The organism is Floridaenema fluviatile BLCC-F154, assembly GCF_041929135.1.
Lineage (GTDB): Bacteria > Cyanobacteriota > Cyanobacteriia > Cyanobacteriales > Aerosakkonemataceae > Floridanema > Floridanema fluviatile.
In genome coordinates, this window is record NZ_JBHFNS010000055.1 from 16,859 (window position 1) to 40,866 (window position 24,008).

The 24,008-nt window shown below is 40.1% G+C and carries 21 protein-coding genes; 11 read left to right on the top strand and 10 right to left on the bottom strand.

All coding sequences use genetic code 11. From position 1 onward, the window contains the following. Positions 1 to 6: 6 nt before the first annotated feature. The 3 genes from ACE1B6_RS12975 to ACE1B6_RS12985 form a co-directional block, all read right to left on the bottom strand. Positions 7 to 1,695 (bottom strand): ABC1 kinase family protein, encoded by a 1,689-nt coding sequence (locus ACE1B6_RS12975; protein ID WP_413257737.1) that lies wholly within the window; start codon positions 1,693 to 1,695, stop codon positions 7 to 9. Positions 1,696 to 2,006: 311 nt separating this feature from the next. After that, complete coding sequence (locus ACE1B6_RS12980; RefSeq protein ID WP_413257657.1) at positions 2,007 to 2,345, bottom strand: DUF6825 family protein; 339 nt, start codon at positions 2,343 to 2,345, stop codon at positions 2,007 to 2,009. A 69-nt stretch (positions 2,346 to 2,414) separates the two neighbouring features. Then, complete coding sequence (locus tag ACE1B6_RS12985) at positions 2,415 to 4,088, bottom strand: serine/threonine protein kinase (RefSeq protein WP_413257658.1); 1,674 nt, start codon at positions 4,086 to 4,088, stop codon at positions 2,415 to 2,417. A gap of 52 nt (positions 4,089 to 4,140) precedes the next feature. Between ACE1B6_RS12985 and ACE1B6_RS12990 the strand changes: the two genes are divergently transcribed. Continuing rightward, positions 4,141 to 5,931, top strand: a complete 1,791-nt coding sequence (locus ACE1B6_RS12990; RefSeq protein ID WP_413257659.1) for an iron uptake porin — start codon at positions 4,141 to 4,143, stop codon at positions 5,929 to 5,931. A gap of 70 nt (positions 5,932 to 6,001) precedes the next feature. Here ACE1B6_RS12990 and ACE1B6_RS12995 read toward each other — a convergent pair whose 3' ends face one another. The 3 genes from ACE1B6_RS12995 to ACE1B6_RS13005 form a co-directional block, all read right to left on the bottom strand. Next, a complete protein-coding gene (locus ACE1B6_RS12995; RefSeq protein WP_413257660.1) occupies positions 6,002 to 6,325 on the bottom strand; it encodes an S-layer protein in 324 nt (107 codons plus the stop codon). 143 nt (positions 6,326 to 6,468) lie between these two features. Continuing rightward, complete coding sequence (locus ACE1B6_RS13000; RefSeq protein WP_413257661.1) at positions 6,469 to 7,629, bottom strand: NAD(P)/FAD-dependent oxidoreductase; 1,161 nt, start codon at positions 7,627 to 7,629, stop codon at positions 6,469 to 6,471. A 20-nt stretch (positions 7,630 to 7,649) separates the two neighbouring features. Then, the gene (locus ACE1B6_RS13005) at positions 7,650 to 8,000 is read right to left on the bottom strand and encodes a DUF952 domain-containing protein (protein ID WP_413257662.1); all 351 of its coding nucleotides are present in this window, start codon (positions 7,998 to 8,000) and stop codon (positions 7,650 to 7,652) included. A 266-nt stretch (positions 8,001 to 8,266) separates the two neighbouring features. Here ACE1B6_RS13005 and ACE1B6_RS13010 point away from each other — a divergent pair, with 266 nt between their 5' ends. The 6 genes from ACE1B6_RS13010 to ACE1B6_RS13035 all read left to right on the top strand — a co-directional run bounded on the left by ACE1B6_RS13010 (position 8,267) and on the right by ACE1B6_RS13035 (position 14,224). Next, positions 8,267 to 8,509 carry a hypothetical protein gene (locus ACE1B6_RS13010; protein WP_413257663.1) on the top strand — a complete coding sequence of 81 codons (243 nt, stop codon included), beginning with the start codon at positions 8,267 to 8,269 and terminating at the stop codon, positions 8,507 to 8,509. Positions 8,510 to 8,773: 264 nt separating this feature from the next. Then, a complete protein-coding gene (locus tag ACE1B6_RS13015; RefSeq protein ID WP_413257664.1) occupies positions 8,774 to 9,169 on the top strand; it encodes a GFA family protein in 396 nt (131 codons plus the stop codon). A 60-nt stretch (positions 9,170 to 9,229) separates the two neighbouring features. Beyond that, complete coding sequence (gene leuB / locus ACE1B6_RS13020; RefSeq protein ID WP_413257665.1) at positions 9,230 to 10,330, top strand: 3-isopropylmalate dehydrogenase; 1,101 nt, start codon at positions 9,230 to 9,232, stop codon at positions 10,328 to 10,330. A 204-nt stretch (positions 10,331 to 10,534) separates the two neighbouring features. Continuing rightward, positions 10,535 to 10,798 (top strand): hypothetical protein, encoded by a 264-nt coding sequence (locus ACE1B6_RS13025; RefSeq protein WP_413257666.1) that lies wholly within the window; start codon positions 10,535 to 10,537, stop codon positions 10,796 to 10,798. Positions 10,799 to 11,298: 500 nt separating this feature from the next. Then, positions 11,299 to 13,398, top strand: a complete 2,100-nt coding sequence (locus ACE1B6_RS13030) for an EAL domain-containing protein (protein WP_413257667.1) — start codon at positions 11,299 to 11,301, stop codon at positions 13,396 to 13,398. A 4-nt stretch (positions 13,399 to 13,402) separates the two neighbouring features. After that, positions 13,403 to 14,224 carry a prepilin peptidase gene (locus ACE1B6_RS13035; protein WP_413257668.1) on the top strand — a complete coding sequence of 274 codons (822 nt, stop codon included), beginning with the start codon at positions 13,403 to 13,405 and terminating at the stop codon, positions 14,222 to 14,224. On the opposite strand, the gene ACE1B6_RS13040 is transcribed toward ACE1B6_RS13035, so the two are convergent. Continuing rightward, positions 14,221 to 14,346, bottom strand: coding sequence for a hypothetical protein (locus ACE1B6_RS13040; RefSeq protein WP_413257669.1), 126 nt, complete (start codon positions 14,344 to 14,346; stop codon positions 14,221 to 14,223). The genes ACE1B6_RS13035 and ACE1B6_RS13040 overlap by 4 nt on opposite strands. 375 nt (positions 14,347 to 14,721) lie before the next feature. Between ACE1B6_RS13040 and accD the strand changes: the two genes are divergently transcribed. Beyond that, complete coding sequence (gene accD / locus ACE1B6_RS13045) at positions 14,722 to 15,654, top strand: acetyl-CoA carboxylase, carboxyltransferase subunit beta (RefSeq protein WP_413257670.1); 933 nt, start codon at positions 14,722 to 14,724, stop codon at positions 15,652 to 15,654. Positions 15,655 to 15,770: 116 nt separating this feature from the next. On the opposite strand, the gene ilvC is transcribed toward accD, so the two are convergent. Continuing rightward, entirely contained in the window at positions 15,771 to 16,766 is a 996-nt protein-coding gene (gene ilvC, locus ACE1B6_RS13050) for a ketol-acid reductoisomerase (RefSeq protein ID WP_413257671.1), read from the bottom strand. 477 nt (positions 16,767 to 17,243) lie between these two features. On the opposite strand from ilvC, the gene ACE1B6_RS13055 reads away from it, so the two are divergent. After that, positions 17,244 to 19,469 (top strand): response regulator, encoded by a 2,226-nt coding sequence (locus ACE1B6_RS13055; RefSeq protein WP_413257672.1) that lies wholly within the window; start codon positions 17,244 to 17,246, stop codon positions 19,467 to 19,469. Positions 19,470 to 19,498: 29 nt separating this feature from the next. Here the strand turns inward: ACE1B6_RS13055 and ACE1B6_RS13060 are convergent, their stop codons facing one another. Beyond that, a complete protein-coding gene (locus tag ACE1B6_RS13060) occupies positions 19,499 to 20,032 on the bottom strand; it encodes a pentapeptide repeat-containing protein (protein ID WP_413257673.1) in 534 nt (177 codons plus the stop codon). A 304-nt stretch (positions 20,033 to 20,336) separates the two neighbouring features. Between ACE1B6_RS13060 and ACE1B6_RS13065 the strand changes: the two genes are divergently transcribed. Continuing rightward, positions 20,337 to 21,860, top strand: coding sequence for a SagB/ThcOx family dehydrogenase (locus ACE1B6_RS13065; RefSeq protein WP_413257674.1), 1,524 nt, complete (start codon positions 20,337 to 20,339; stop codon positions 21,858 to 21,860). A 329-nt stretch (positions 21,861 to 22,189) separates the two neighbouring features. Next, positions 22,190 to 22,555, top strand: a complete 366-nt coding sequence (locus ACE1B6_RS13070; RefSeq protein WP_413257675.1) for a response regulator transcription factor — start codon at positions 22,190 to 22,192, stop codon at positions 22,553 to 22,555. Between the two features lie 15 nt (positions 22,556 to 22,570). On the opposite strand, the gene mnmE is transcribed toward ACE1B6_RS13070, so the two are convergent. Further along, positions 22,571 to 23,965, bottom strand: a complete 1,395-nt coding sequence (mnmE, locus tag ACE1B6_RS13075) for a tRNA uridine-5-carboxymethylaminomethyl(34) synthesis GTPase MnmE (protein ID WP_413257676.1) — start codon at positions 23,963 to 23,965, stop codon at positions 22,571 to 22,573. Positions 23,966 to 24,008 lie beyond the last annotated feature (43 nt).

Here is a 24,008-nt window from a genome sequence, read left to right on the forward strand (position 1 = left end):
ATCGAATTAGAACATTCTTTCATAGCGGTCTAAGCGCCGGAGCAACCGAATTAAGGCTACAGAGACTATAACTGCCACTAAAGCGGCAACGATCGCTAGACCTACCTTATCATGAACGAATAAGATAGTAGCGGAAAGTGTCAAAGCACTTATGATTAGTCCGTAGGTTGTCCCCATTTGGGTACCATTAATTCGACGCAAAATCCGGTCTGTTTCTGTGGAACGGACGCGGACACGAATATCGCCCCGTTCTAATTTCTCTAGTGTATCCTCAATTCGCCTGGGTAGACCAAGGGCGGTGCTGCTAACTTGAGCAGCTTGACGACCGAGTTCTCCTAATAGACTATTGGTGGGATCGAAACCGTTTCCTTCGCTCATAAGCTGCATTGTAAAGGGTTGAGCAACTTCCATAAAGTTGAATTCGGGATCTAAACCTTTACCGACTCCTTCTAGAGTAGAAAAGGCTCGCATCACAAAGGTAAAGGTAGCGGGAAAGCGAAAAGGCTGATCGTAGGCGATTTCGTATAAGTCATCAGCGATCGCATTTACCGACTGAGTTTCAAACGGCTTATCCATAAAGTTATCCAGCATATACTGGATCGATCGCCGTACTGGGCCCATGTCATCGGTAGGAGATAAAGCGCCGAGTTTCACTAAAGAATTCATTACGCGATCGCCATCTTTCCCCGCAATCCCAAACAGCGTTTCCATCAACTGTTCCCGCACGTTGGTTTCAATTTTTCCCATCATCCCGAAGTCGTAGAAAATCAAAGCACCTTCAGGACTGACAGCGATGTTACCTGGGTGAGGATCGGCGTGGAAAAAGCCATAATTCAGCAATTGTTGTAAGTAAGCTTTTGCTCCTAATTGAGCTAAAGTTTTCCGATCCAATCCGGCTGTTTCTATAGCTTCGTAATGGCTAATTTTAATTCCGGGTAAATACTCCAAAGTTACGACTCTGGGTGAAGTATAACGCCAATAAACGCGAGGTACTTTTACCCAATCTGCATTCCGAAAGTTCCGCCGAAAAGTATCAGCATTTCTTCCTTCATTTAGGTAATCAATTTCTAGCCACAAAATGCGACAGCACTCTTCATAAATTCCTAACCAATCTCGACCTCGACCCCAGTTAGGATGGTTTTGAAAGTAGCGAGTGATGCCTTTAAGAATTTCTAAATCGATCGTAAATAGCTTCACTAAACCTGGGCGTTGTACCTTGACAACTACTTCTTCACCAGAATGTAATTGTGCTTTGTGTACTTGTCCCAAACTAGCTGCTGCTAAAGGAATTGGATCGAAACTGCGATACAGTTCCGGCACTGTTTTCCCTAAATCCTGCTCGATAATTGCTTCTACTTGTTCGTAACTGAAAGCAGGTACTTTATCTTGCAGTTTGCTCAGTTCCTCTACATATTCACCGGGAAATAAATCAGCCCTAGTCGAGAATAATTGCCCCAATTTAATAAAAGTTGGGCCTAAATCTAGGAAAGTATCTCGAATCCAGATTGCTTGTTTTTTCCTTCTCGCAGCTTTTTTGGCATCAGTCATTCCCCCCGGATAACTCCAGGGTTTACTGTCAAGCCACAATTCAAACATTAGGGTGAGAACGAAACCCCAAATGTCTAAAAAACGGCGTTGTCGAGAGTAATTTTCTCGATTCCAGCGGTAGGCTTTCTCTTTGTAGGGTTTTCCCATATTCCAAGACCTGCCTGATACCTTTGGGAAGGCAACTTCTTCACCTGGGGAAAGTTTTTCTGAGTATGGGCGATCGCTATATCGCTTGGGCATGGGTTGGTAAGGCAGGACAGATAATCGCGTTTACAACTTTGCTTAACTTAATAAATCAAGAAAATAAATTTTCCTTGATTATGATTAACGTGCAGCAATTTAGCTACCGTCTCTTCTCTATACTATACAGAGCAAAAGCGATTAGCGGGAAAAGCGCCAAGAACAGAGAAACTTATTTAGTCTCACCATCGACTTATTCCCCTGTGTCCTTTCCCACTTTAAACCGAACGATTGACGCGATAACGCTGTAATTCAGCCCGTAATTCGGCAACTTCGGCTCTCAAATCATCTATCATCGCTTGCAGGTCTTGTTCTTGATTCGGTGCAGAACCATAATCAGAACTATAGCCACTAGTCCGCCCCTGCATGGACAATTCTTCTTCTCGTCTTGCTCTTTCTAAAACTTGTTCGGTAAATTGACGCAGGTTTTCCCTTTGTTCGGCATCAAATTTGCCCAGTTCGCTCATAAAGTTAGTTAGGGCAGATTCTACTTGCTGATTAAGAGTTTCGGCAACTGCTCTACCCACAAAAAAAGCTTGAATCAGAGGATTACTCATGGAAAATTTCTTGCTTTAGAACCGAAAGAATTATAACGCGGTCTGGAGAAGGGGCGCAGAGAGGAAATTTCACAACTCGGAATTTTCTTCTGATTTTTCATTAGTTGGGAGACGTTTCTCGCTGGGGGGTGTTACGGGTTCCGAAGAGGGGGGAATGGGAGGCATGATTTGTAAAGGTGAGGATGGAGAGGATTCGCTGTTTCCTGAGTTGTTGGCGGAGTTGTTGGTTGGTGTGGGTTGGGTTTGTGCTGGGGAGTTTGTTTCTGGGGTAGTTGCGGAGTTGGTGCTTGAGGGAGAACTGGGGGTCGTGGTTTCTGGGGGGTTGGAGTTGGGGGTTTCTCTGGTGGTTTCGGGTGTTGTTTGGCGGTAGTTACGTATAGGTTGCTGGTAAGTTTGAGAGGAACGGACTCGACGACGGGGACGTTTTTTTGGGGTAGGTTCGGGTTGGGATACAGGTGTCTTGGTTGATTCTTTGGATTGTTTAGTTTGGGAGTTTTCTTGGTTTTCGGTTTCTGGGGATGCTTCGGATTCGGGGGTGGGGGAAATGGTGGGTTCTGCGGTGGGCCAATTTTCGGTGGGTGGGAAGGTCTGGGGGCGTTGGAAGATGGTTCCACCGTTGCTGAAGCGGAGGGCTAAGCCGAATGTCATTCCGACTAGGGCGGCGATGGAGGCGGTAATGGCTAAGGATTTGAATTTAGGATTTTGTAATAGTGAGGAAATGGCTAGTTGCTGAGGGGATGGGTTGCCCTTGGCATTTGGCAAAATAGTTTCAGTGGCGCTAGTCACAGATGTATTTTCGGTTTCTGTGTAAGGCAGTAAAGATAACCAATTTTCTACGGTTTGGGGACGTTTGACGGCTTCCATTTCCATTCCCCGCAATATTGCTTGTTCGGTTTGGGGGTTGATGTTGGGGTTGATTTGGCTAGGATTAGGTAAGGAAATGCGATCGCGCAATGCCGATGCTACTGGTGGTTGTCCTGTAAGTACAAAATAAAGGGTAGAAGCTAAAGCATAAACATCTGTAGCTGGACTCCGACGAGCTTGTGGTAAATATTGTTCTATGGGTGCATATCCGGCTGATAATACGCCTGTGTGAGTTTGGGTAACTCCAGGGGTAAATTCCCGGGCAATGCCAAAATCGATCAAGATTACGGTTTCTGTCCCTTGGCGACGAATAATATTTTGCGGTTTGACATCTCGGTGAAGTAACCCATTTTGGTGTACTACCTTTAAGGCTGAACCAATTTGACGAATGTAACAAATCGCTTGTGCTTCTACCAAAGGCTGTCCTGGGGCGACTAATTCGGCTAAGGTCGGGCCTGGAATATAATCCATGACAATGAAAGACTGCCCTTCTTCTTCAAAAAAGTCTAGCACTCGCACAATGTTGGGGTGCTGACATTTGGCAAGTCTTTGGGCTTCAGCGACAAATTGTTGCTGAAATCGTTCAAAATACCCTTCTCGGCGCAATTCTTCGTTTAGGGTTTTGATGACAACTGTCTGTCCTAGATAGTTGTGGGTAGCTTTGTAAGTAATGCCAAATCCTCCCTGACCAATAGCGCCATCCAGGACGTACTTGCCATTTTGTAAGGCTTTACCAGCAGTGATGTTCATGGAGCAATTAACGCAACTTAAAACTAGTGGCAGTTTTCCATCATAAGCTACTCTTTGACAACTGCCCCAAATGTAATATGCCAGTATCCGATCGAACTGTTTCTGACCAAAATGTACTATTAGGTGCATTGAGGTTTGTTAGTATCATTTGTTTTACTAGCCTTTTTCGGTGTGAAGAGAAATGGATAATTTATTGTGGCAAAGTTGGTTAATTAGTCCGGCGATTTTGGTTGCTAGTGGGTTAATGGCTTGGGGTACTTTGGCAGCTGAAGTGACGGAAAAGGGAAAAGGTAGGAGTGAGGAGGCGATCGAAGTTGCCCAAATTTCTGACTTAGGCGACACTACTACCATTGACGATCTCAACCAAACACCAACTGATTCTCTAGATGTTTCCGAATTAGATCAAGTAACCTCGGTTTCCCAATTGCGCGATGTGCAACCGACAGATTGGGCTTTTCAAGCTTTACAATCTTTAGTGGAAAGATACGGTTGTATTGAAGGATATCCCGATCGAACTTACCGCGGTAATCGGGCAATGACTCGCTATGAATTCGCCGCTGGATTAAATAGTTGTTTGGATCGAATTCAAGAATTAATTGCTGCTTTACCCCAAGGTGTGAGTCGCGAAGATTTAGATACTTTACGCAGATTACAAGAACAATTTGCTACTGAATTAGCCACCTTACGCGGTCGAGTCGATTCTTTAGAAGCTAGAGTTACTGAAGTAGAAGCAAATCAATTTTCTACTACTACTAAACTAAGTGGTTTTGTTACTTTTAATGTAACTACAGCTTCTATTGCTGGAGATAATGTTAAAGTTGAAGGTTTTAGTGGCCCTCCAGCCATAGCAATGCGCGATCCCGTGACTAATCAACCAATGGTTAGAAGAGCAAATAATCCCAATACTACCCTAAGTGGATTAGTATGGTTAACTCTGAATACTTCTTTTACTGGTAGAGATTCTTTAGTCACTAAATTAGTAGCTGGAAATGGTAATTCGCCAATCAATCAGTTGCTTTCTGCTGGATTATTTAACACTGCTGGTACGCCATTTTTTGACCAAACTGCTGGTGTAGTTGCTAATGATGTTGTACTTGGTGAATTATTTTATAGTTTTCCTGTGGGTGACAATTTACGAGTTACTGTAGGGCCAAGAATTAATTGGTTCCTTCACTTTGATTTTAATCCTTTCACTCTACCTTTTACAGGTGCTAATACTTTCAACGCCATTAACAGCACTACTATGACTTCCACCAAGCGGGGTGCAGGTGCAGTTGTCGAGTGGAATATCTCGAAAAACTTGGAATTTCGCACGGGATACTTAGTAGAAAACATTGAGTTTTTTCCTGGTGTCCGTCCTCCTGCCGATCCTAACAGAGGTTTGTTTAATGGCGCAGATACAATCACCGCTGAATTGACTTTTAAACCTGCAACAACGGCGAATATTCGTTTACTTTATCAGCGTTCTAATTTAGCGAGAAACTTTGCCGGACAAATTTCCGCCCAACCAATTTTAGGAGTTGCTGATGATGGTTTTGGTGGTAGAGTTCATGATGCTACTGCTGATACTTTTGGGGTAAACTTTGATTGGTTAATTACCAAAGGTTTTGGTATTTTTGGACGCTATTACTATTCGACTACTGACATTAGTCCGATTAATCCAGCACGTCGAGGTGGTAGTATTAATGCTCAAAATATCCAAGCTGGTTTAGCTTTTCCTGACTTAGCGAAAAAAGGTGCTTTAGCAACTCTAACTTTTGTCATTCCCTTTGATGTTTTGGAAGGTCGGAGATTTTTAGTTGCTGGTGGTGGAAATGGTGGAACTCAATATGAAATTGGTGCAACTTATTTTATTCCCCTTTCCCAAAATATCGCCATTGTGCCTTCTTTGTATGTAATTAGCAATATCAACAATTTCGATGATAATCCGACGGTTTTTGTCGGGAACTTACAAACTGAATTCCGTTTTTAAAACATAAGTTCCTCAAGTTCGTTGTCGGGACTTTAGTCCACTGAGACTGAAGTCTCTACAACGAACTTTTTTAGTTATTTTGATAGTTGGGTGTAGTTGTTTGTAGTCTGCGTTTTTGGTTGTTTCTAATTGTTTCAATTGCTTCTGGTGGTGTGTTTGGTCCGATCGCACCACAGTAATATAAGTTCATTACTGCTTTGAATGCCCAATCATTCGGTGATAAATCTCGAAAGGGTATGGGCAAAGTTTCCGGTATACCTTGAACGCAAGCATTAATAACTTGATCTTCGGTAACTTGTCTTGTAGGTTGAGGTGCGCTACTTTGGGCTAGGGCGGGTAACGCTAAACAAAGGTAAGTTAAAAAGGTGGAAGTTGTAATTTTTAAAGGTTTCATAGTTTTGCTTAAAAAGTAGGAAATAGCAAAAAACTTTTGAATTTTGAGTTCTGAGTTGAGGAGTAAGTTCTGAGTTCTAAGTTTTAAGTTATCTCCTCTGCCCCTCTGCCCCTCTGCCCCTCTGCGGTTTTAGTTTCAGTTTTTCAGGATAGTTTTAACTGATTAATGATAGAATCTTCGGCAGTTTGTGACTGGGCAAAATGTTTTGCTAATGGGGGAACAAAGACTAAAGGATTGCTAAAACCGGAGAAAATGTGAATGCCTGTAAAGCCGGGAATTTTTCCAATTACGGGTAAACTGTTATGGCTAAATGCTACTAAACAATGATGCCAGGTTCCGGGTAGGTTTGCTAATTTGGGGAGGATGTTTCCGACTTGGGTACGGATGGCAGTTTCGCTGGTTTTGCGATCGATCTTAGCATGGCGATCGCTCAATGTCCGGCTAATTTGTCCGATAATGATTCGGCCATTTTTAAATTGAATCGCACCTGGATCTAAAATATAAGGAATTATCTCTGTTTCTGGTTGTTCCCAAAGGTAATCAACTTCGGTTTTGCTAGATTCTGCTTCCAGTTGGAAGCGTTTGATTTGCGCTGGCATGACTAAAGTTTGTAACTTTGAATCAACGGGGGGAATTTCAATTAGTTCGGCGTGCGTAAAGTACAATCTAATATTAATTCCCGCAGCTTTGAGTAAACTTCTACTCATTCCGCCAGCACAAACGACAACGTTAGCACTTTGGTAAGTTTCGCTATTGGTTTTTACTCCGAAAATTCGCTGCGTTTCTTCAAGGAAACCTACAACTTCCGCTATTTGGATTTCTCCGCCTAATCGGATCATTGCTTTAGTGTAACCTTGGGTGGTTAATTCTGGGTTAATATGTCCATGTTTAACTGTTAAAGCACCATTAATAGAGTCGGGATTTAATAAAGGTTCGAGTTCGCCAGCTTCTTTACTATTTAGCAGTTTTGGGGGAATGGCAAATTGATTGTAAGCAGCGGCAATTTTTTCGGGATCTTCGGTGCGATCGATGGTTAAAATTAAGTTTAATTCCCGAAATTCTGTATCTGTTTCTAATTCTTCAGATAACTGGCGATGAATGGTAATTCCTTCGGTGCAAAGTTGCCGAGTTAATTCGCTTTTTCCTGACCAATATGCTAAACCACCGTAACTATAGCGAGTGGCATTTTCTGGTTTAATTTCTTTTTCTAAGAGTAGTACAGAAAAGCCGGATTTTGCTAGTTCATAACCTAATGCTGCGCCTGTAATTCCGCCGCCGATAACAATCCAATCGTAGGTTTTCATTTGTCAATTTTAGTAGTTGCCTAAATATCCAATTTAGCAAGTTCTGGGGGGATTTTAAATTTGCCGTTGGCATCTGGGGGAAAGGCGATCGCATTTACCACAGCATCAGTATTTAATGCGCCATAAATATGGGGAAACTTTTCTCCATCTACCACTTCATATTTAATTTCTGGTTGGACTTTTTCTGCATCAATACAAAGTAAAACTAATCCGGTTTGATTGGCGAAAAAATTATTCGCTGTTCTTTCAATTTGTGGGATAGTTGAACAATGAATAAATCCCTCGGAATCTAATGTGCTATTATGATAGATTCCAGCCAGTTCTGCTTGTTCCCACTGTATTGTTTCAGTAATATGTAAAATAAGGCTCACTTAAATTTCCTCCGTCTTTAGTCAGAGTTTTCTACAGATCAACTAAGCTTAACCCAAATATAAATTATACATAACCTTAGTGCCAGAAAATAGCAAAGAAAAGCAATGAATACCGACACCTCATTAGGACTTACGCAGAAAAACGCAGTGCTGTTACCTGCTTACTAAATAAGAGTTCCGGTAAGCAGTTAGCGGTTAGCTCCTATTTTTTTAGGTTAAAGCGTAAGTCCTATTCATATCTGTTTCTAAGAATACTTTCTGATTATATGAGTGGTTTTTCCGAAAATAAATGGCAAAGAATTAAGTTTTTAGCGGCGAGATTACAAGCTATTAAAAATTTGTTAGATACTTTTAGTAGAGAAGTAACTAATCAACCATTTGCTGAAGATTTACAACCAATTAAAAGACAGTTAGAAGCTGATTTTGAAGAAACCTTAGATGAGTTACTAAAACTTATTGATAATGGTAATAATAGTAATTCTGGTATCAACGAAGTAAATAATCATTAGATTTCTGGAACAAGGCAAAATCTAGGAATTTTTAACCGCGAATAAACTGAAATGAAAGGATTAAGTTTTTTAGACTTCTTTCCTTCTGCCTTATTGCATTAAGCTGTTACGCATTTAAAAGTCATATTGTAGGGTGCGTCAGATTTAGATATTTTCCTTTCTACATAGGCTTTACCGTCTGACGCACCCTACTCGTTAATAAGTGGTTTAAATGCGTAACAGCTTAAACTAGAAAGTAGATTAATCAGGTAGGAGTATTTCCCGATGACAGCAGAAGTAGGAGAAGCTGTTACCTATCAGGGTGGGTGTCACTGTGGCGCAGTCAGGTATGAGGTGGTAGTCGATCGCCATGAAGCAGTAAATTGTAATTGTTCAATCTGTAAAAAGAAAGGTTTTTTACATTTAATAGTACCCAAGGAAAAGTTTACCCTGTTAAAGGGTGAGGATGCTTTAACGACTTATACTTTTAATACGGGAGTAGCGAAACATCTGTTTTGCCGAATTTGTGGGATACATTCTTTTTATATACCCCGATCGCACCCCGATGGCATAGATGTGAATGTACATTGTTTGGATGAAGATATTGCCTCACGATTTCGCATTGTGCCTTTTGATGGCGCAAATTGGGAGGAAAATATAAATAATCTGCGAAAAAATTAGCGATCGGGTAACGATTAAATGCCAAAATAAATATTCTGCAATTTCAGATTGGGAACAGATATGACACAATCACAAAAATATCGGATTACGCTTTTGCCTGGTGATGGAATAGGCCCAGAAATAACTACCGTTGCAGTAGATGTATTAAAAGCGGTAGGTCAACAATTAGATATCACCTTTGAATTTCAAAAAGCCAAAATCGGTGGTGCTGCTATTGATGATACAGGCGATCCTTTACCACCCGCTACATTAGAAATTTGTCGTAACAGTGATGCCGTTTTACTCGCCGCTATTGGGGGTTGGAAGTGGGATAATTTACCTTCGCAGCAACGTCCCGAACAAGGACTTTTAGGGTTAAGGGCGGGATTAGGTTTGTTTGCTAATCTGCGTCCTGCGAAAATTCTACCGCAATTAATTGACTCTTCCACATTAAAAAAAGAAGTGGTGGAAGGTGTAGATATTATGGTGGTCAGAGAACTCACAGGGGGAATTTATTTCGGTCAACCCAAAGGAATTTTTCCTACTGAATCTGGGGAAAAACGGGGTGTAAATACGATGGCTTATACGGAAAGTGAGATCGATCGCATCGGTAAAGTAGCCTTTGAAACTGCTCAGAAACGCCGCGGTAAACTTTGCTCAGTAGATAAATCAAATGTGTTAGAAGTTTCGCAATTGTGGCGCGATCGAATTACTCAATTAGCACCAGAATATCCCGATATCGAATTATCTCATCTTTACGTAGATAATGCTGCCATGCAGTTAGTTCGCGCCCCTAAACAATTCGACACAATTGTTACCGGAAATTTATTTGGCGATATTCTTTCTGATGCAGCGGCAATGTTAACAGGTAGTATTGGTATGTTACCTTCTGCCAGTTTAGGTGCTAGCGGCCCCGGAGTGTTTGAACCAGTCCACGGATCTGCCCCTGACATTGCTGGTCAAGATAAGGCAAATCCCTTAGCACAGGTGCTTAGTGCCGCAATGATGCTGCGTTACGGACTCGATCGACCCCTCGCCGCTGACCGAATTGAACAGGCAGTAATGCAAGTCCTAGACAAAGGTTATCGCACTGGCGATATTATGTCAGAAGGAATGACACTTTTAGGCTGTCGAGGGATGGGAGATGCCCTATTGACAGAACTAGAAAATCTCAAATCTTAATCTTCCTTGTGTTATTGGCAGCTATTAATAAGCTGTTACGCATTTAAATCACTTATTAACGAGTAGGGTGCGTCAGACGGTAAAGCCTATGTAGAAAGGAAAATATCTAAATCTGACGCACCCTACAATATGACTTTTAAATGCGTAACAGCTTATCAGCTGCCGCAGCACCTAACAAGTCCAATAGAAAAATGGGATAAAACAGTGCTCAAAGCTGCAAAACAACAGGTAGAAGTTGACATCAGTTCATCAAATGTTCCGGCTTTACCCGATCCAGGTATACTGAAAGCTGCTCGTAACATTTATCGCATCTACTACGAAGTACATCCTAATGTTTCTCAGCGTCCTTTGGGTGTAGTAATTAATCAGAATAATTACCGAGGTAAACTGATTTTTTCTCATAAACCAGTCCTCTTACCCGCTGAATGTTTTGTGCCGTTTAATCAGATTGAATCGGAATTATATTGAACTGATTTACTGATTATTAGAACTAAAACTGATAATTTGTAAATATAAATAAACCAAGATCCGTAATTGCTTAAAAGAAATTTAGGCAAAGAAATTTGTGCGGAAAAGTCTCAGGAATATAGATTATCTCTGTTATTAATTTGACTTAAATCCCAACTTACCCGCCTCAGCTTAATATTTTAATGTGATATAGGCTACCAAATTCAGCAATAAAACTTTGCTAATCCGGTTTAGTTATCTTATATATGTTATACATTTGTTTTTTATGACAAATTTCTTACATCAAAGAAATATCATAGTAATTATAAGCAACCTGTAGTAATCCTGATGTAGCATCTATAACGAATGAGACGATCGAACAATAAAACAGAAACAGACAGAAGAAGCACTCCGGGAAAGCGAAGGAGGCTTTCGTCATGCTTTGATTATGCTGCCGCGGAATTCTAAATTTTTTCAAATAATGATTTAACCAAAATTCAAGCATAGCAAATAGTATCAAGATGGAAGCAGCAAAAATTTTAGTAGTCGAAGATGAAGCGATTGTCGCTATAGATTTACAAACTACTTTAGAAGAGTTGGAATATATAGTGATAGCAATTGTTGATTCAGGGGAATTAGCTATTGAAAAAGCTCAAGAAGAGCAACCTGATTTAGTATTAATGGATATTAGGTTAGCAGGGGAAATGGATGGAATAGAAGCGGCGGAAACGATCCGAACACAATTAGGTATTCCAGTAGTTTATTTAACTGCTTACGCCGATAAAGAAACCTTAAAACGTGCCAAATTGACATTACCATTTGGTTACTTAATTAAGCCATTTGAAGAAAGAGAATTGCAAACTACTATTGAAATGGCTTTGTATAAGCATCAAATAGAAAAGCAATTACGAGAAAAATCTCAATGGTTTACTGCTATACTGACAAGTATCGGTGATGGAGTAATTGCTAACGATCGTAAAGCTTGTATTACTTTTATGAATCCCATTGCGGAAACTTTAACTGGATGGCAGCAAGAAGAGGCGATTGGGAAAGATTTAGCAGAGGTTCTTCAAATAATAGATGAAACCGATCGCACCCCGATTCAAATTCCCTTAGCAGAAACTTTAGAAGCAGGTAATACTGTGAACTTACCATCACAAACTTTACTGGTGGCAAAGAATGGTAAAGTAGTGCCAATTGGAGATAGTGCCGCACCAATTAAGGATCGTAAAGGTAAAATTAAAGGTTCAGTCTTCGTGTTTCGGGATATTTCCGCACAAAAATTAGCGGAAGCTAAATTAGCCTATCAAGCATTTCACGATGCACTAACAAATTTACCAAATCGGGCTTTATTTTTACATCGATTAGAACAAGCAACTCAGCGATCGAAACAGCAAAAAAATTACTTGTTTGCCGTATTATTTTTAGATGTTGACCGTTTTAAATTCGTCAATGATAGCTTAGGACATTTTATCGGAGATAAACTGCTAATTGCGATCGCATCTCGGATCAAAAACTCTTTAAATAATAATGATTTAGTTGCCCGTTTAGGAGGAGATGAATTTGCTATTATCTTAGAAAATGTCGCAAATATTAAAGTAGTTTGTAGCATTGCCAACCAGATTGTTAAAGAATTAAGTTTACCTTTTATTGTTGAAGATTATGAAATATTTACTAATGCCAGTATTGGGATTGTCATGAGTTCAGAAATTTTCGATGGCATTGAAAGTTTACTTCGTAATGCTGACATTGCTATGTATAGAGCCAAGCGGGTTGGGGGAGCTTGTTATCAAGTATATGATAGATCGATGCACACTCAAGTTGTCGCACAGTTACAATTAGAAACCGATCTCCGCAAAGCCATTGAACGGCAAGAATTTACAGTTTACTATCAACCAATTTTTTCATTAACCAATTACCAAATTGTCGGTTTTGAAGCTTTAGTCCGCTGGCAACATCCGCAACGTGGTTTAATGAATCCAGGGGAATTTATCAACTTAGCTGAAGAAACCGGATTAATCTTACAAATTGATTGGTTAGTGCTGCATCAAGCTTGCCAACAAATGAAACTCTGGCAAGAAGAATTAGTAATTCCTGAATCTTTCACAGTTTCGGTAAACTTTTCTGGTAAACAATTTGCTCAAGCAAATTTAGTCGAACAAATTACTAGAGTTTTACAAATTACTGATTTAAATCCTAGTTTTTTAAGGCTGGAAATTACCGAAGGTGCGATTATTGAAAATCCAGAAGCGGCGATCGCAGTAATTAATCAATTAAGAAACTTAGGCATCAAAATTTACATTGACGATTTTGGTACTGGGTATTCTTCTTTAAGTTATCTGCATCGCTTTCCGATCGATACTCTGAAAGTCGATCGCTCTTTTGTCACCAGAATCGACAACGATATTAACAGTTTAGAAATTTCCAAAGCTATTGTAATTCTAGCTCATAACTTAGGCATGGAAGCAGTTGCCGAAGGAATAGAAACATTACAACAATTAACCAAACTTCGGGAATTAAAATGCGAATATGGACAAGGTTATTTGTTTTCTGCACCTGTAAACCAGTCAGAAGCAACAATGTTAATTATATCGCAAATGCAAAACTTCCAGGGAGAATAAAAAAGTGGATATTTTCCTAGAATTATTACTCAATATATTTGTATTTTTTGTAGGTTCATGTTTTGGCAGTTTTCTGAATGTTGTTATTTACCGATTACCAGCCGAATTATCCTTACTTTATCCGCCTTCTCGCTGTCCTAAATGCTTAAATCAACTCAAACCTTATGATAACGTTCCGGTTTTTGGTTGGCTTTGGTTAAAAGGGCGTTGTCGCTATTGTCGCAGCAAAATTGCTCTCCGCTATCCTTTAGTAGAAGCCGCCACAGGAATTTTATTTTTGTTAGTTTTTTGGCAGTTCGGTTTTTCCCTGCAAACCCTTGCTTTTTGGGCATTTTTATGCTGGTTATTAGCCCTAGCTTTAATTGATTTAGATACGATGACTTTACCCAATTCCCTAACGCAATCAGGTTTAATTCTTGGGTTAATGTTTCAATTTATACTTGGTTTTCTACCCAACTACAATTTAGCTCAAGGAATTAATCAATTATTTGCAGGTGTAGTCGCTGCTGTTTTAGGAATTTGGTTATTTGACTTGATTATTATTATAGGTTCGGTAATCTTTGGACAAGCGGCAATGGGTGGTGGAGATGCTAAATTAGCCGCCATGATGGGAGCTTGGTTAGGATGGAAAAATTTATTATTAGCTGGGTTTTTAGCTTGCTTAATCGGATCGTTTGTGGGTGGAGGAGCGATCGCCCTTGGCTTACTAAACCGACGACAAGCTATGCCCTTTGGCCCTTTTCTGGCACTAGGAGCAGCGATCGCCGTTTTCTTAGGCGAAATGATTTTATCAGCTTATTTAAAACTGTTTTTTCCCTTGGGCTAAGAACTAGCTTGAGGTTGTTGATTCGGCACATGATTTTGCACAACTACGATCCATTTACCTGTCTTAGGGTCACGATAAGTAGTAAATGGATTTGGCTTTAAGTACTTGTCGTAAATCTTCACTTGGCTATAGTCTCCCGATGGTAACTATAAAATATATTCTATTTTGTAACTAAATTCTACTAGTGTGATTGCTAGCTAGAACAAAATGTGAGTTTTCCGGGCTGGAAAAGTAATGTATATCACAACATTTGTGTGATTTGCTCCAGGTATAAGGATTAAGTATACGGAAACTCCGATCTATTGACCCAAACCTTATGCTATAATTCCTCAGCGCCAAGATTCAAGGCGGTAAACAGCAGATTTAAAATCCGACCTCACTCTGACCTGAGTTAAAAACAGGAAACAAACGGATCTTCATCCATCTTTAATAGATTCAGGTTTTGCCAAAAAGTTAAAGTTGATGATACTCCGGCTTAGTTAAAAAAAACTATTTTCATGTCTCTATTTGATTGGTTTGCAAATCGGAAGAAATCTATCAGTCCCATTAGTCAAGAACGGCAAGAAAGAGAAATTGCCGACGGACTGTGGACAAAGTGCGAAGCTTGCGGTGTGGTGTCCTATACCAAAGATCTGAGAGCTAATCAGATGGTTTGCCGGGACTGTGGTCATCACATTAGGATTTACAGTAATGAGCGCATCCGTCAATTAATAGATGCTAATACTTGGATGCCAATGGATGAGGGAGTGCGTCCCACAGATCCGCTGCAATTTCGCGATCGCAAATCCTACCGCGATCGACTGCGAGACACCCAAGAAAAAACCAGCTTAGTCGATGCCGTCAATACCGGAGTCGGACAACTCGAAGGCGAAAGAGTCGCTTTAGGAGTAATGGACTTCCGGTTTATGGGTGGTAGCATGGGCTCTGTAGTCGGGGAAAAACTCACCCGTTTAATAGAAAGAGGGACCCTGGAACGCTTACCTGTAATCATCGTATGTGCTTCTGGTGGAGCCAGAATGCAAGAAGGAATGTTGAGCTTGATGCAAATGGCGAAAATCTCAGCCGCCCTAGAACGTCACCGAGAAGCCGGACTGCTTTACATTCCCGTATTAACTCACCCGACAACTGGAGGCGTAACCGCCAGTTTTGCCATGCTGGGAGATATTATTTTGGCAGAACCAAAAGCGACGATCGGCTTTGCAGGTAAACGAGTCATCGAACAAACTTTAAGAGAAAAATTACCCGAAGGTTTCCAAACCTCGGAATATTTGTTGCAGCATGGTTTTGTCGATGCGATCGTCCCCAGAACCAACCTCAAATCAACTCTAGCCCAACTAATTCGCCTTCATCGCCCGCCACAACTAACCCCCCCTCACGTCTCTTTATCAGAAGTAATTAACGCCTACGCACCAGTACCGAGTGCAGAGTAAGGCAGAGGGGACAGAGCAGGGTTAATTGACGATCGGAGGAGAAAATAATTTGCTTAATCAGTTTTCCTGCTCCCCTGTTCCCCTGCTCCCATTCCCCCATCTGGGAAATTAAGAAATTAGTCTTTTTTCAGCCAGCTAAACATAGCCCGTAAATCTTTGCCGACTTCTTCAATGGGGTGTTCAGCTTCTTGGCGGCGCATAGCAGTGAAACCAGGCTTACCAGATTGGTTTTCCAAGACAAATTCTCTGGCAAATTGTCCAGATTGAATTTCTTGGAGAATTTTTCGCATTTCGGCGCGAGTTTCGTCGGTGACGATGCGAGGACCACGAGTTAAGTCGCCGTATTCAGCGGTGTTAGAAATGCTGTCGCGCATTTTGGCTAAGCCACCTTCTACGATTAAGTCAACAATTAATTTGACTTCATGTAAGCATTCAAAGTAAGCGAGTTCTGGTTGATATCCAGCCGCGACTAAGGTTTCAAAACCTGATTTAATTAGGGCACTCAAACCGCCACAGAGGACGACTTGTTCGCCGAATAAGTCAGTTTCGGTTTCTTCGCGGAAGGTGGTTTCCAAAATTCCGGCGCGAGTACCGCCAATGCCTTTAGCGTAAGCCATTGCTCGATCGCGTGCTTGTCCACTACCATTTTGATAAACTGCAAATAAACAAGGTACTCCTTCTCCTTGTTCGTAAGTCCGTCTTACCAAATGTCCTGGGCCTTTAGGTGCCACCATGACCACATCTACGTTTTCTGGTGGGACAATTTGACCAAAATGGATGTTGAACCCGTGAGCGAACAAGAGGACTTTACCTTCTGTCAAATGGGGTTCAATTTCGTTTTTATAAATACTTTTTTGAACTTCATCTGGCAGTAGGATCATAATCCAGTCAGCTTTTTGAGCAGCTTCCGCTACGTTGTAAACTTCTAAGCCAGCATCTTTGGCTTTAGTTGCGGACTTACTTCCCGGATACAAACCAACTATTACGTTAACGCCGCTATCTTTAAGATTTAAAGCGTGAGCGTGACCTTGAGAACCATAACCGATAATCGCTACCGTTTTATTTGCCAATAAATCTAAATTGGCATCAGAATCATAGTACATCCGAGCCATAAGGGTAACTCCTGACTTTAACCTGACTAATGAATGATGTGCAAACTTTTCATCATACCATAGTCAAATCTATAAAACGGAATTTGACTATGAAGAAAAACCTTTGATTGATTTAAGGATTGAGCAGTTGGGAAACTAAGGTTGGTTTTAAGAAAGTGCCACAATGAATAAATCTGCTTAGTTATGTTAAGGAAAGTTTGAATTTTTCATTTCTCTTTAAAAATCGATCGTCGTTGTAGTATTCACAACACATAGCAACTAAGAAAGTATGGTACAAAGTTAGCGGATAGACTATCACTATTTGTAAACTTTAGGAAAATACTGGACTTAAGATAATTTCTCAAGTTACTATTAAATTAAAAGTTGACAACTCATTCAGAGGTTTAAGTAAGAATATTTTATACATAAATCATCTGCCTAGAAAACTTTAGTGATTGTTTTCCAATAATCCTAGTCATCTTAAAACCCATAAAATATATGACTGTGCCACTACGCATTTTATTAATTCAAAACTCGAAAGAGGATGCTAAGTTGTTAGAGAATGAACTAAAACGTGGTGGTTATACGCCATTATTTACCAGGGTAGAAACACCCCAAGCTATGAATGTAGCTTTAGAAAGACAAGCTTGGGATATTGCCATTACCGATTACTCATTAAGAGCTTTTAATGCTTTAGTTGTATTGCAAATAATTAGAAAGAAAGTTTTAAATTTGCCAGTGATTATCCTAGCGGAAAGTCGCGATGAAGATTTGATAGTGACGGCAATGAAAGCTGGGGCAAATGATTGTTTAATTAAGGATAATTTAACAAGGATAGTAGCAATTGTAGAACGGGAAATTAAAGCGATCGCAATCAAAAACGGCAAGAATAAATTAATTACTCCAATTTTAGACCTGAAAGAATATCAAGAAGTTGCCCTAAAGAATCAAGAACAGGCTGAAAGAGAAAGAATTTTGAATGAAATTTTTCGAGTTCTGAATAGAAGCCTCGATCCCGAACATATTTTACAACAGATTGTCCGGTTAACAGGGGAATGTTTTAATGTCGATCGGGTAATTTTATTCGCTACAGAATCAGGAGAAATTCAGGTATTAAATCAGTGGTTGGCTAATTTACAAATTCCTTCCATGTTAGATTTTAAAGTGCCACTTTCCGAATGGTCAGATTTACTAGATCCTGAATCAGAATTTAATACAAGAAAAGCTTTTCATGTGCCTTATTATCCACCTTATCCGGTGACAGCTGCACAAGAGGAAAATATTCAAAAATTCCAGATTCGTTCGGTATTGAGCGTACCAATTTTCATTCACGATCGATTGTTTGGTGGTTTAGGTTTACATACTACGTCATCCTATCGGAACTTTACTGAGGAAGAAATCAAATTACTAGAAAGAATTGCTGAACAAGCGACGATCGCACTTTATAACGCCATCAGTTACGAACGCTTAGAACAGTTAGTTAAACATCGCACTCAAGAGTTAGAAAAAGCCAAGTCAGAAGCCGAAGCAGCTAATCGATCGAAAAGTGAATTTTTGGCAAATATGAGTCATGAATTACGCACTCCGTTAAACTCAATTTTGGGTTTATCCCAAATGCTTCAGCAAGAATTTTATGGCAAACTTAGTCCGAAACAAAAGGATTATATTAACTGCATTTATAGCAGTGGCGAACATTTACTATCATTAATTAACGATATCCTCGACTTAGCTAAAGTGGAAGCGGGGAAAGAAGAACTAATGATTGAAAGTGTAGAAATTAGAGAATTATGTTATTATTGCTTGTCTATTGTTGCAGAAAAGGCTAAAAGTCAAGGGTTGACCCTAAAAAGTGAAATCGATCCGCAAGTTAGTCATTTTATTGCCGATCAACGCCGCCTTTGCCAAATGTTATTAAATTTACTTTCTAACGCAATCAAATTTACTCCAGCTGGACAAGTAACTTTAATCGTGAAAAAAGAACCAAAAGGCACTTCATTTACTGTAGCAGATACAGGAATTGGGATTGCGCCTGAAGATATCTCATCTTTATTTCAGCCTTTTTCTCAGTTAGATAGTAAACTGAATCGTCAATATCAGGGAACTGGTTTAGGCTTGGTTTTAACTCGTCGTTTAGCTCGACTACATGGCGGAGATTTAACTGTAGAATCTCAGCCAGGAGTAGGAAGTGAATTTACAATTTATCTTCCAGATTTATCTTTAAGAAATTTTGCTAATGGTTCCTCTCAATATCAGCAAATAGAAAAAAATACGGTGAGCAATATTAGAGAAGAAATTATCTTAGGTGAAGAGCAATTAATGCAAAAACGACCTATTTTATTAATAGAAGATGATGATAAAACCGCGTTAGTTTTGCAGAATTACTTAAAAGTTTTGAACTACCAAGTAGAGCATTTATCAAGTAGTATAGGTTTTTTGGAACAGGTGCGGCTAATTAAGCCGGGATTAATTATATTAGATGTTTATTTGGCGAACGATCGCTCTGGTTTAGAATTACTAAAAATGTTGCGATCGCAAAAAGATTTAGCTCACGTACCAGTAATCATGCTCACATCAACACCCATGAAAGGCGAACGGGAAACTTGTTTAGCTGCTGGAGCTAATGATTATTTCACCAAACCGATTGGAGTCGCTAAAATAGAAGCGATTCTTTCCCAATATTATAATCGGGCGGAATATTCATGGTTGTTATCTATTCCACAGTGACAGGCGAGATGGCTGTTCTACGGGATAGTTTAAAGATCTTGGCGATATCCGTCAGGGAAAATAGTGGTGCGATCGGATTTTGCCTTAGAAAAATCTACCTTTTTGGCGCGATAAAAGTTAGCTCCCCCAAGTTGAGCCCAATCTAACTTAGCTTCTTCTAAATTAGCACCAGTTAAATCAGCATATCTTAAATCAGCAAAACTAAGATCGGCATTATACAAATCTGCGCCTTGCAAATTAGCTCCCGATAAGTCCGCACCTTGCAAATTGGCATAACGTAAACTAGCGCGAGAGAGATTAGCATCCTGTAAATTAGCTTCTGATAAATCCGCAGAATTAAGTTTAGCGTCACTTAATTCTGCTGCTAACATTTTTGCTTGACAAAGATTAGCTTGGCTTAAATTAGCATAAGGTAAATAAACTTCCTGAAGATCGCTTTGATTGAGATTAACATCCGCTAAATTTGCTTCAAACAAATTTGCTTGAATTAAATTAATTTGTGAAAAATCCCTTTTACCGCTAGCATATAGAGCTAGTAATTCCTCCGCGCTTAAATGCTGCATTTTGGTTTTAATGCTGTCACGACACCACTAAGTTGAGAATTTAGGAAAATATTGAGTATTTATGCTTAAACAAAATTTAAATTTACGATATTGTAAAGAAATTTATAGTTTTTCTAATATTTTTTTTAGATTTGGATGGGGTTCTGCGGATGGAAGCCAAATAATATAGCAGTTTTCCTGCAATAACATAATTATTGACATTTTACCCATTTAGTGATTGTTACCTTTGTATCTTTAGAGATAACACTTTTTACCCTGTTAATGCCAAAATCAAAAGCGAAGCAGAAGAGAAAGAAAATCTGGTATGACCACAGGAAAAATCTCGATCGCTCAGCACTACCACGAGCGAACCAAATACGACCCGAAAACCATAGCTAGCAAGAGTCATGGGTTAGATTGGTCACGCCAGCCAGCGGTTTTCAAAGAATATAGACTTGGCATCTCTTTTGACCTGAAGCCCTATCTTACAGAAAAATCAGACGAAATTGCCAATTCCTCAGAAGATAATTGGTGGCAAAGGTTATCACGCTTGCTGTTTTGTACTTATGGCTTAACCGCTAAAATGTTGACAATGACGGGAGAGCCAGTATACTTAAGAGCCGCTCCTTCTGCGGGTGGTTTGTATCCAGCAGAAGTTTATTTAATTTCGCGTGGCACGCCATTATTACCCGCAGGATTATATAATTATCAGCCAAAAACTCACTCCTTAATTCAGTTTTGGGAAAAGCAAGTTTGGACAGAATTACAAACAGCTTGCTTTTGGCATCCAACGTTAAATAATACGCAATTAGCGATCGTCACTACAGCAATTTTTTACCGTTCCGCTTGGCGATATCAAGACCGAGCTTACCGGAGAATTTATTTAGATACAGGACATTTATTAGGCAATATTGAATTAGCTGGCGCACTCACTGATTACCGTCCGCATTTAATTGGTGGATTTAGCGATCGGCAACTGAACGAATTACTTTACATCGACACCGAACAAGAAGGCGCAACTACTGTAATTCCTTTAGCCGACTTATTAGATCCCCAACAAAATTTACCCTTAGCAGCAACAGCACTACCTTCTGGAATCGATACAAATTATCCCCGCATAGCTGACGGAGAACTAATAAAATACTTTCATGAAGCTACAGAAATTTCTGAGGAATCGAAAAAAATAGAAGATACTAACCAGTCATCCTTAGAAGATAAATATAACTTTCCTTTCTGCCTAAAAGTGAGTACCAAAACTGAGCCAATAAACTGGGGAGAGCATCAAGAATTACTAGAAAATACGATATTGCGGCGACGTTCTACCCGTGCTTATAACGGTGCTAATTTAACACTAAATGAACTGAAAGCTTTACTAGATTTTACTTACCAACCCCAACATTATATCGATCAAAATTTTGACATTGCACCTGATTATTTTGACTTAAGTTTAATCGAAACCTTTATTGCTGTATCTGGTATTGATGGCTTAGAAGAAGGCTGTTATTATTACGCTCCCAAAGCCCAAGAATTGCGGCAAATTCGCTTTAAAAACTTCCGGCGCGAGTTGTATTATCTCTGTTTGCAACAGGAATTAGGCAGAGATGCCGCAGCAACAGTTTTTCACACCGCTGATTTAAAAACCGCAGTGGCAAAATATGGCGATCGCGTCTACCGCTACCTACATCTAGATGCCGGACATTTAGGACAAAAACTCAACCTAGCCGCCATTCGCCTCAACTTAGGTGTCAGCGGCATTGGCGGCTTCTTCGACGATCAAGTAAATGAAGTCCTGGGTATTCCTACCGATGAAGCAGTTTTGTATATCACTACTTTAGGTCGCCCAAGGTAATTAGGGACTGGGGACTGGGGACTGGGGACTGGGGACTGGGGACTGGGGACTGGGGACTGGGGACTGGGGACTGGGGACTGGGGACTGGGGACTGGGGGAAAGTTCCTTAATTTAATCAACAATTCTCCCCTGCCCCCCTGCCCCCCTGCCCCCCTGTAATTACCCAATAGCTAACAATATGTCAACCGGAAATTCCCTTAAATTGGTGGAAGTGAGATAATGGAAGTATAAAAAAATGGTAAATTTTACTTGGAAAGAGTAATGCTACCCTAGATACACAACCCTCTTAGGTTATAAATGCCTGAACTAAACAATTTAGGTAACAATCTATGACGACAGTTCTAGTTGTGGAAGACAATAAAGCTCAAAGAGAAATGATCTCTGATTTGCTCACAAAAATGGGGCTAAAAGTTAATGTGGCTAGTGATGGTGTCGAAGCACTAGAACAAATCGACGGAAATCCTCCCGATTTAGTGGTGTTAGACATCATTATGCCTCGAATGAATGGTTACGAAGTTTGTCGTCGGCTCAAAAGTGATACGAAAACTCAGAATTTAGTGGTGGTGATGTGTTCGGCGAAGAAGGAAGAGTTCGATCGCTATTGGGGAATGAAACAAGGTGCAGATGCTTACATTGCTAAACCTTTCCATCCCCAAGAATTGATCGGGACGGTGAAACAATTGTTACGGGCTTAATTTAGTAATTGGCGATTATTTACCAATACAAAAGCGGCTGAAAATGCGATCGAGTACCGATTCTGTTACTTCCTCGCCAGTAATTTCTCCTAATGCTTGAATTGCACCTCGCAAGTCAATTGTCCAAAAGTCTAAGGGTAATTGTTCAGCAATAGTAGTTAAGACTTGTTTTAAGGAAGTTTTTGCGCTTGTCAGGGCGGCTGCTTGTCTTTGATTAACTGCTAAATCTAGATCGGCGGCTTGTGCTTTACCAGCATGAATTACTGTTAAAATTGCTGTTTCTAATTCTTCAATTCCTTGGTTAAGTGCAGCAGCAGTGTGGACTTGAAATTGAAATTGAGGAATAGCAGTTAAGAGATTTTGTTTCTGATTTTCTGTAATTAAATCGATTTTATTAATTACTAAAATTACTGGGCGACTTTTGACTTGTTGGTAAATTTCGGTTTCGGCTTCTGTCCAACCAATTTCAGCATCAATTGTCAGTAAAATTAAGTCAGCGGCTTCTGCGGCACGGCGCGATCGCTCAACCCCAATTTTCTCAACCACATCGCTAGTTTCTCGAATTCCCGCAGTATCTAAAACTTGTACAGGTATTCCTCCCACAACTAACTGAGATTCAACAACGTCTCTAGTAGTTCCCGGTAGTTCGGTGACGATCGCGCGATCGCTACGACTCCAAGCATTTAATAAACTCGATTTTCCCACATTGGGACGACCGACAATCGCTACTTTAATCCCAGTTCGTAACAATTCTCCGCGATCGGCAGTTGCTAAAATTTGTTGCACTTTTGCGGTAACTTCGGCGATTTGTGCTTGAATATTTTCCTCATTTAATGGTGGTAAATCCTCCTCGAAATCGATTCTGGCTTCAATTTCTGCCAAAATATCTAAACAAGTATTTCGTAATTGCCGAATTGGTTCTCTTAACTTTCCTTGTAACCCCGCTAAAGCAGTTTGTGCAGCTTGGGGAGATTTTGCACCAACTAAATCTGCTATACTTTCCGCTTGAGTTAAATCAATTCTGCCATTCAAAAAAGCTCGCAGGGTAAATTCTCCCGGTTGTGCTAATCTTGCACCTTGTTCAATACACAATTGTAAGACTTTTTGTACTGCCATAATTCCCCCGTGACAGTGGAATTCGACAACATCTTCTCGCGTAAAAGAACGAGGCGCTTGCATAATTAAAAGCAACGCTTCATCAATTAATTCTTGTGTTTGGGGATGGCGAATATAACCGTAGAGAATTCGATGAGTTTCCCATTTTTGTTTACCGGGTGCATGAAAAAGTTGTTGCGCGATCGCGATCGCTTCCGTTCCCGAAACTCGCACAATTCCTACACTACCTTGTTGGGGAACAATCGCTGTGGCAATAGCTGCGATCGTCCCACTCGTTGCTAATGTCTGTGACATCAGTTTTATTTTTTCCCTTTTATACTATTCAAAGTTTATAACT

What these genes read in the sequence shown, in the direction of transcription:
- ACE1B6_RS12975 (WP_413257737.1), bottom strand. Translation starts at nt 1,695, where the DNA reads ATGGGAAAACCCTACAAAGAGAAAGCCTACCGCTGGAATCGAGAAAAT.
- ACE1B6_RS12980 (WP_413257657.1), bottom strand. Translation starts at nt 2,345, where the DNA reads ATGAGTAATCCTCTGATTCAAGCTTTTTTTGTGGGTAGAGCAGTTGCC.
- ACE1B6_RS12985 (WP_413257658.1), bottom strand. Translation starts at nt 4,088, where the DNA reads ATGCACCTAATAGTACATTTTGGTCAGAAACAGTTCGATCGGATACTG.
- ACE1B6_RS12990 (WP_413257659.1), top strand. Translation starts at nt 4,141, where the DNA reads ATGGATAATTTATTGTGGCAAAGTTGGTTAATTAGTCCGGCGATTTTG.
- ACE1B6_RS12995 (WP_413257660.1), bottom strand. Translation starts at nt 6,325, where the DNA reads ATGAAACCTTTAAAAATTACAACTTCCACCTTTTTAACTTACCTTTGT.
- ACE1B6_RS13000 (WP_413257661.1), bottom strand. Translation starts at nt 7,629, where the DNA reads ATGAAAACCTACGATTGGATTGTTATCGGCGGCGGAATTACAGGCGCA.
- ACE1B6_RS13010 (WP_413257663.1), top strand. Translation starts at nt 8,267, where the DNA reads ATGAGTGGTTTTTCCGAAAATAAATGGCAAAGAATTAAGTTTTTAGCG.
- ACE1B6_RS13015 (WP_413257664.1), top strand. Translation starts at nt 8,774, where the DNA reads ATGACAGCAGAAGTAGGAGAAGCTGTTACCTATCAGGGTGGGTGTCAC.
- leuB (WP_413257665.1), top strand. Translation starts at nt 9,230, where the DNA reads ATGACACAATCACAAAAATATCGGATTACGCTTTTGCCTGGTGATGGA.
- ACE1B6_RS13030 (WP_413257667.1), top strand. Translation starts at nt 11,299, where the DNA reads ATGGAAGCAGCAAAAATTTTAGTAGTCGAAGATGAAGCGATTGTCGCT.
- accD (WP_413257670.1), top strand. Translation starts at nt 14,722, where the DNA reads ATGTCTCTATTTGATTGGTTTGCAAATCGGAAGAAATCTATCAGTCCC.
- ilvC (WP_413257671.1), bottom strand. Translation starts at nt 16,766, where the DNA reads ATGGCTCGGATGTACTATGATTCTGATGCCAATTTAGATTTATTGGCA.
- ACE1B6_RS13055 (WP_413257672.1), top strand. Translation starts at nt 17,244, where the DNA reads ATGACTGTGCCACTACGCATTTTATTAATTCAAAACTCGAAAGAGGAT.
- ACE1B6_RS13060 (WP_413257673.1), bottom strand. Translation starts at nt 20,032, where the DNA reads ATGCAGCATTTAAGCGCGGAGGAATTACTAGCTCTATATGCTAGCGGT.
- ACE1B6_RS13065 (WP_413257674.1), top strand. Translation starts at nt 20,337, where the DNA reads ATGACCACAGGAAAAATCTCGATCGCTCAGCACTACCACGAGCGAACC.
- ACE1B6_RS13070 (WP_413257675.1), top strand. Translation starts at nt 22,190, where the DNA reads ATGACGACAGTTCTAGTTGTGGAAGACAATAAAGCTCAAAGAGAAATG.
- mnmE (WP_413257676.1), bottom strand. Translation starts at nt 23,965, where the DNA reads ATGTCACAGACATTAGCAACGAGTGGGACGATCGCAGCTATTGCCACA.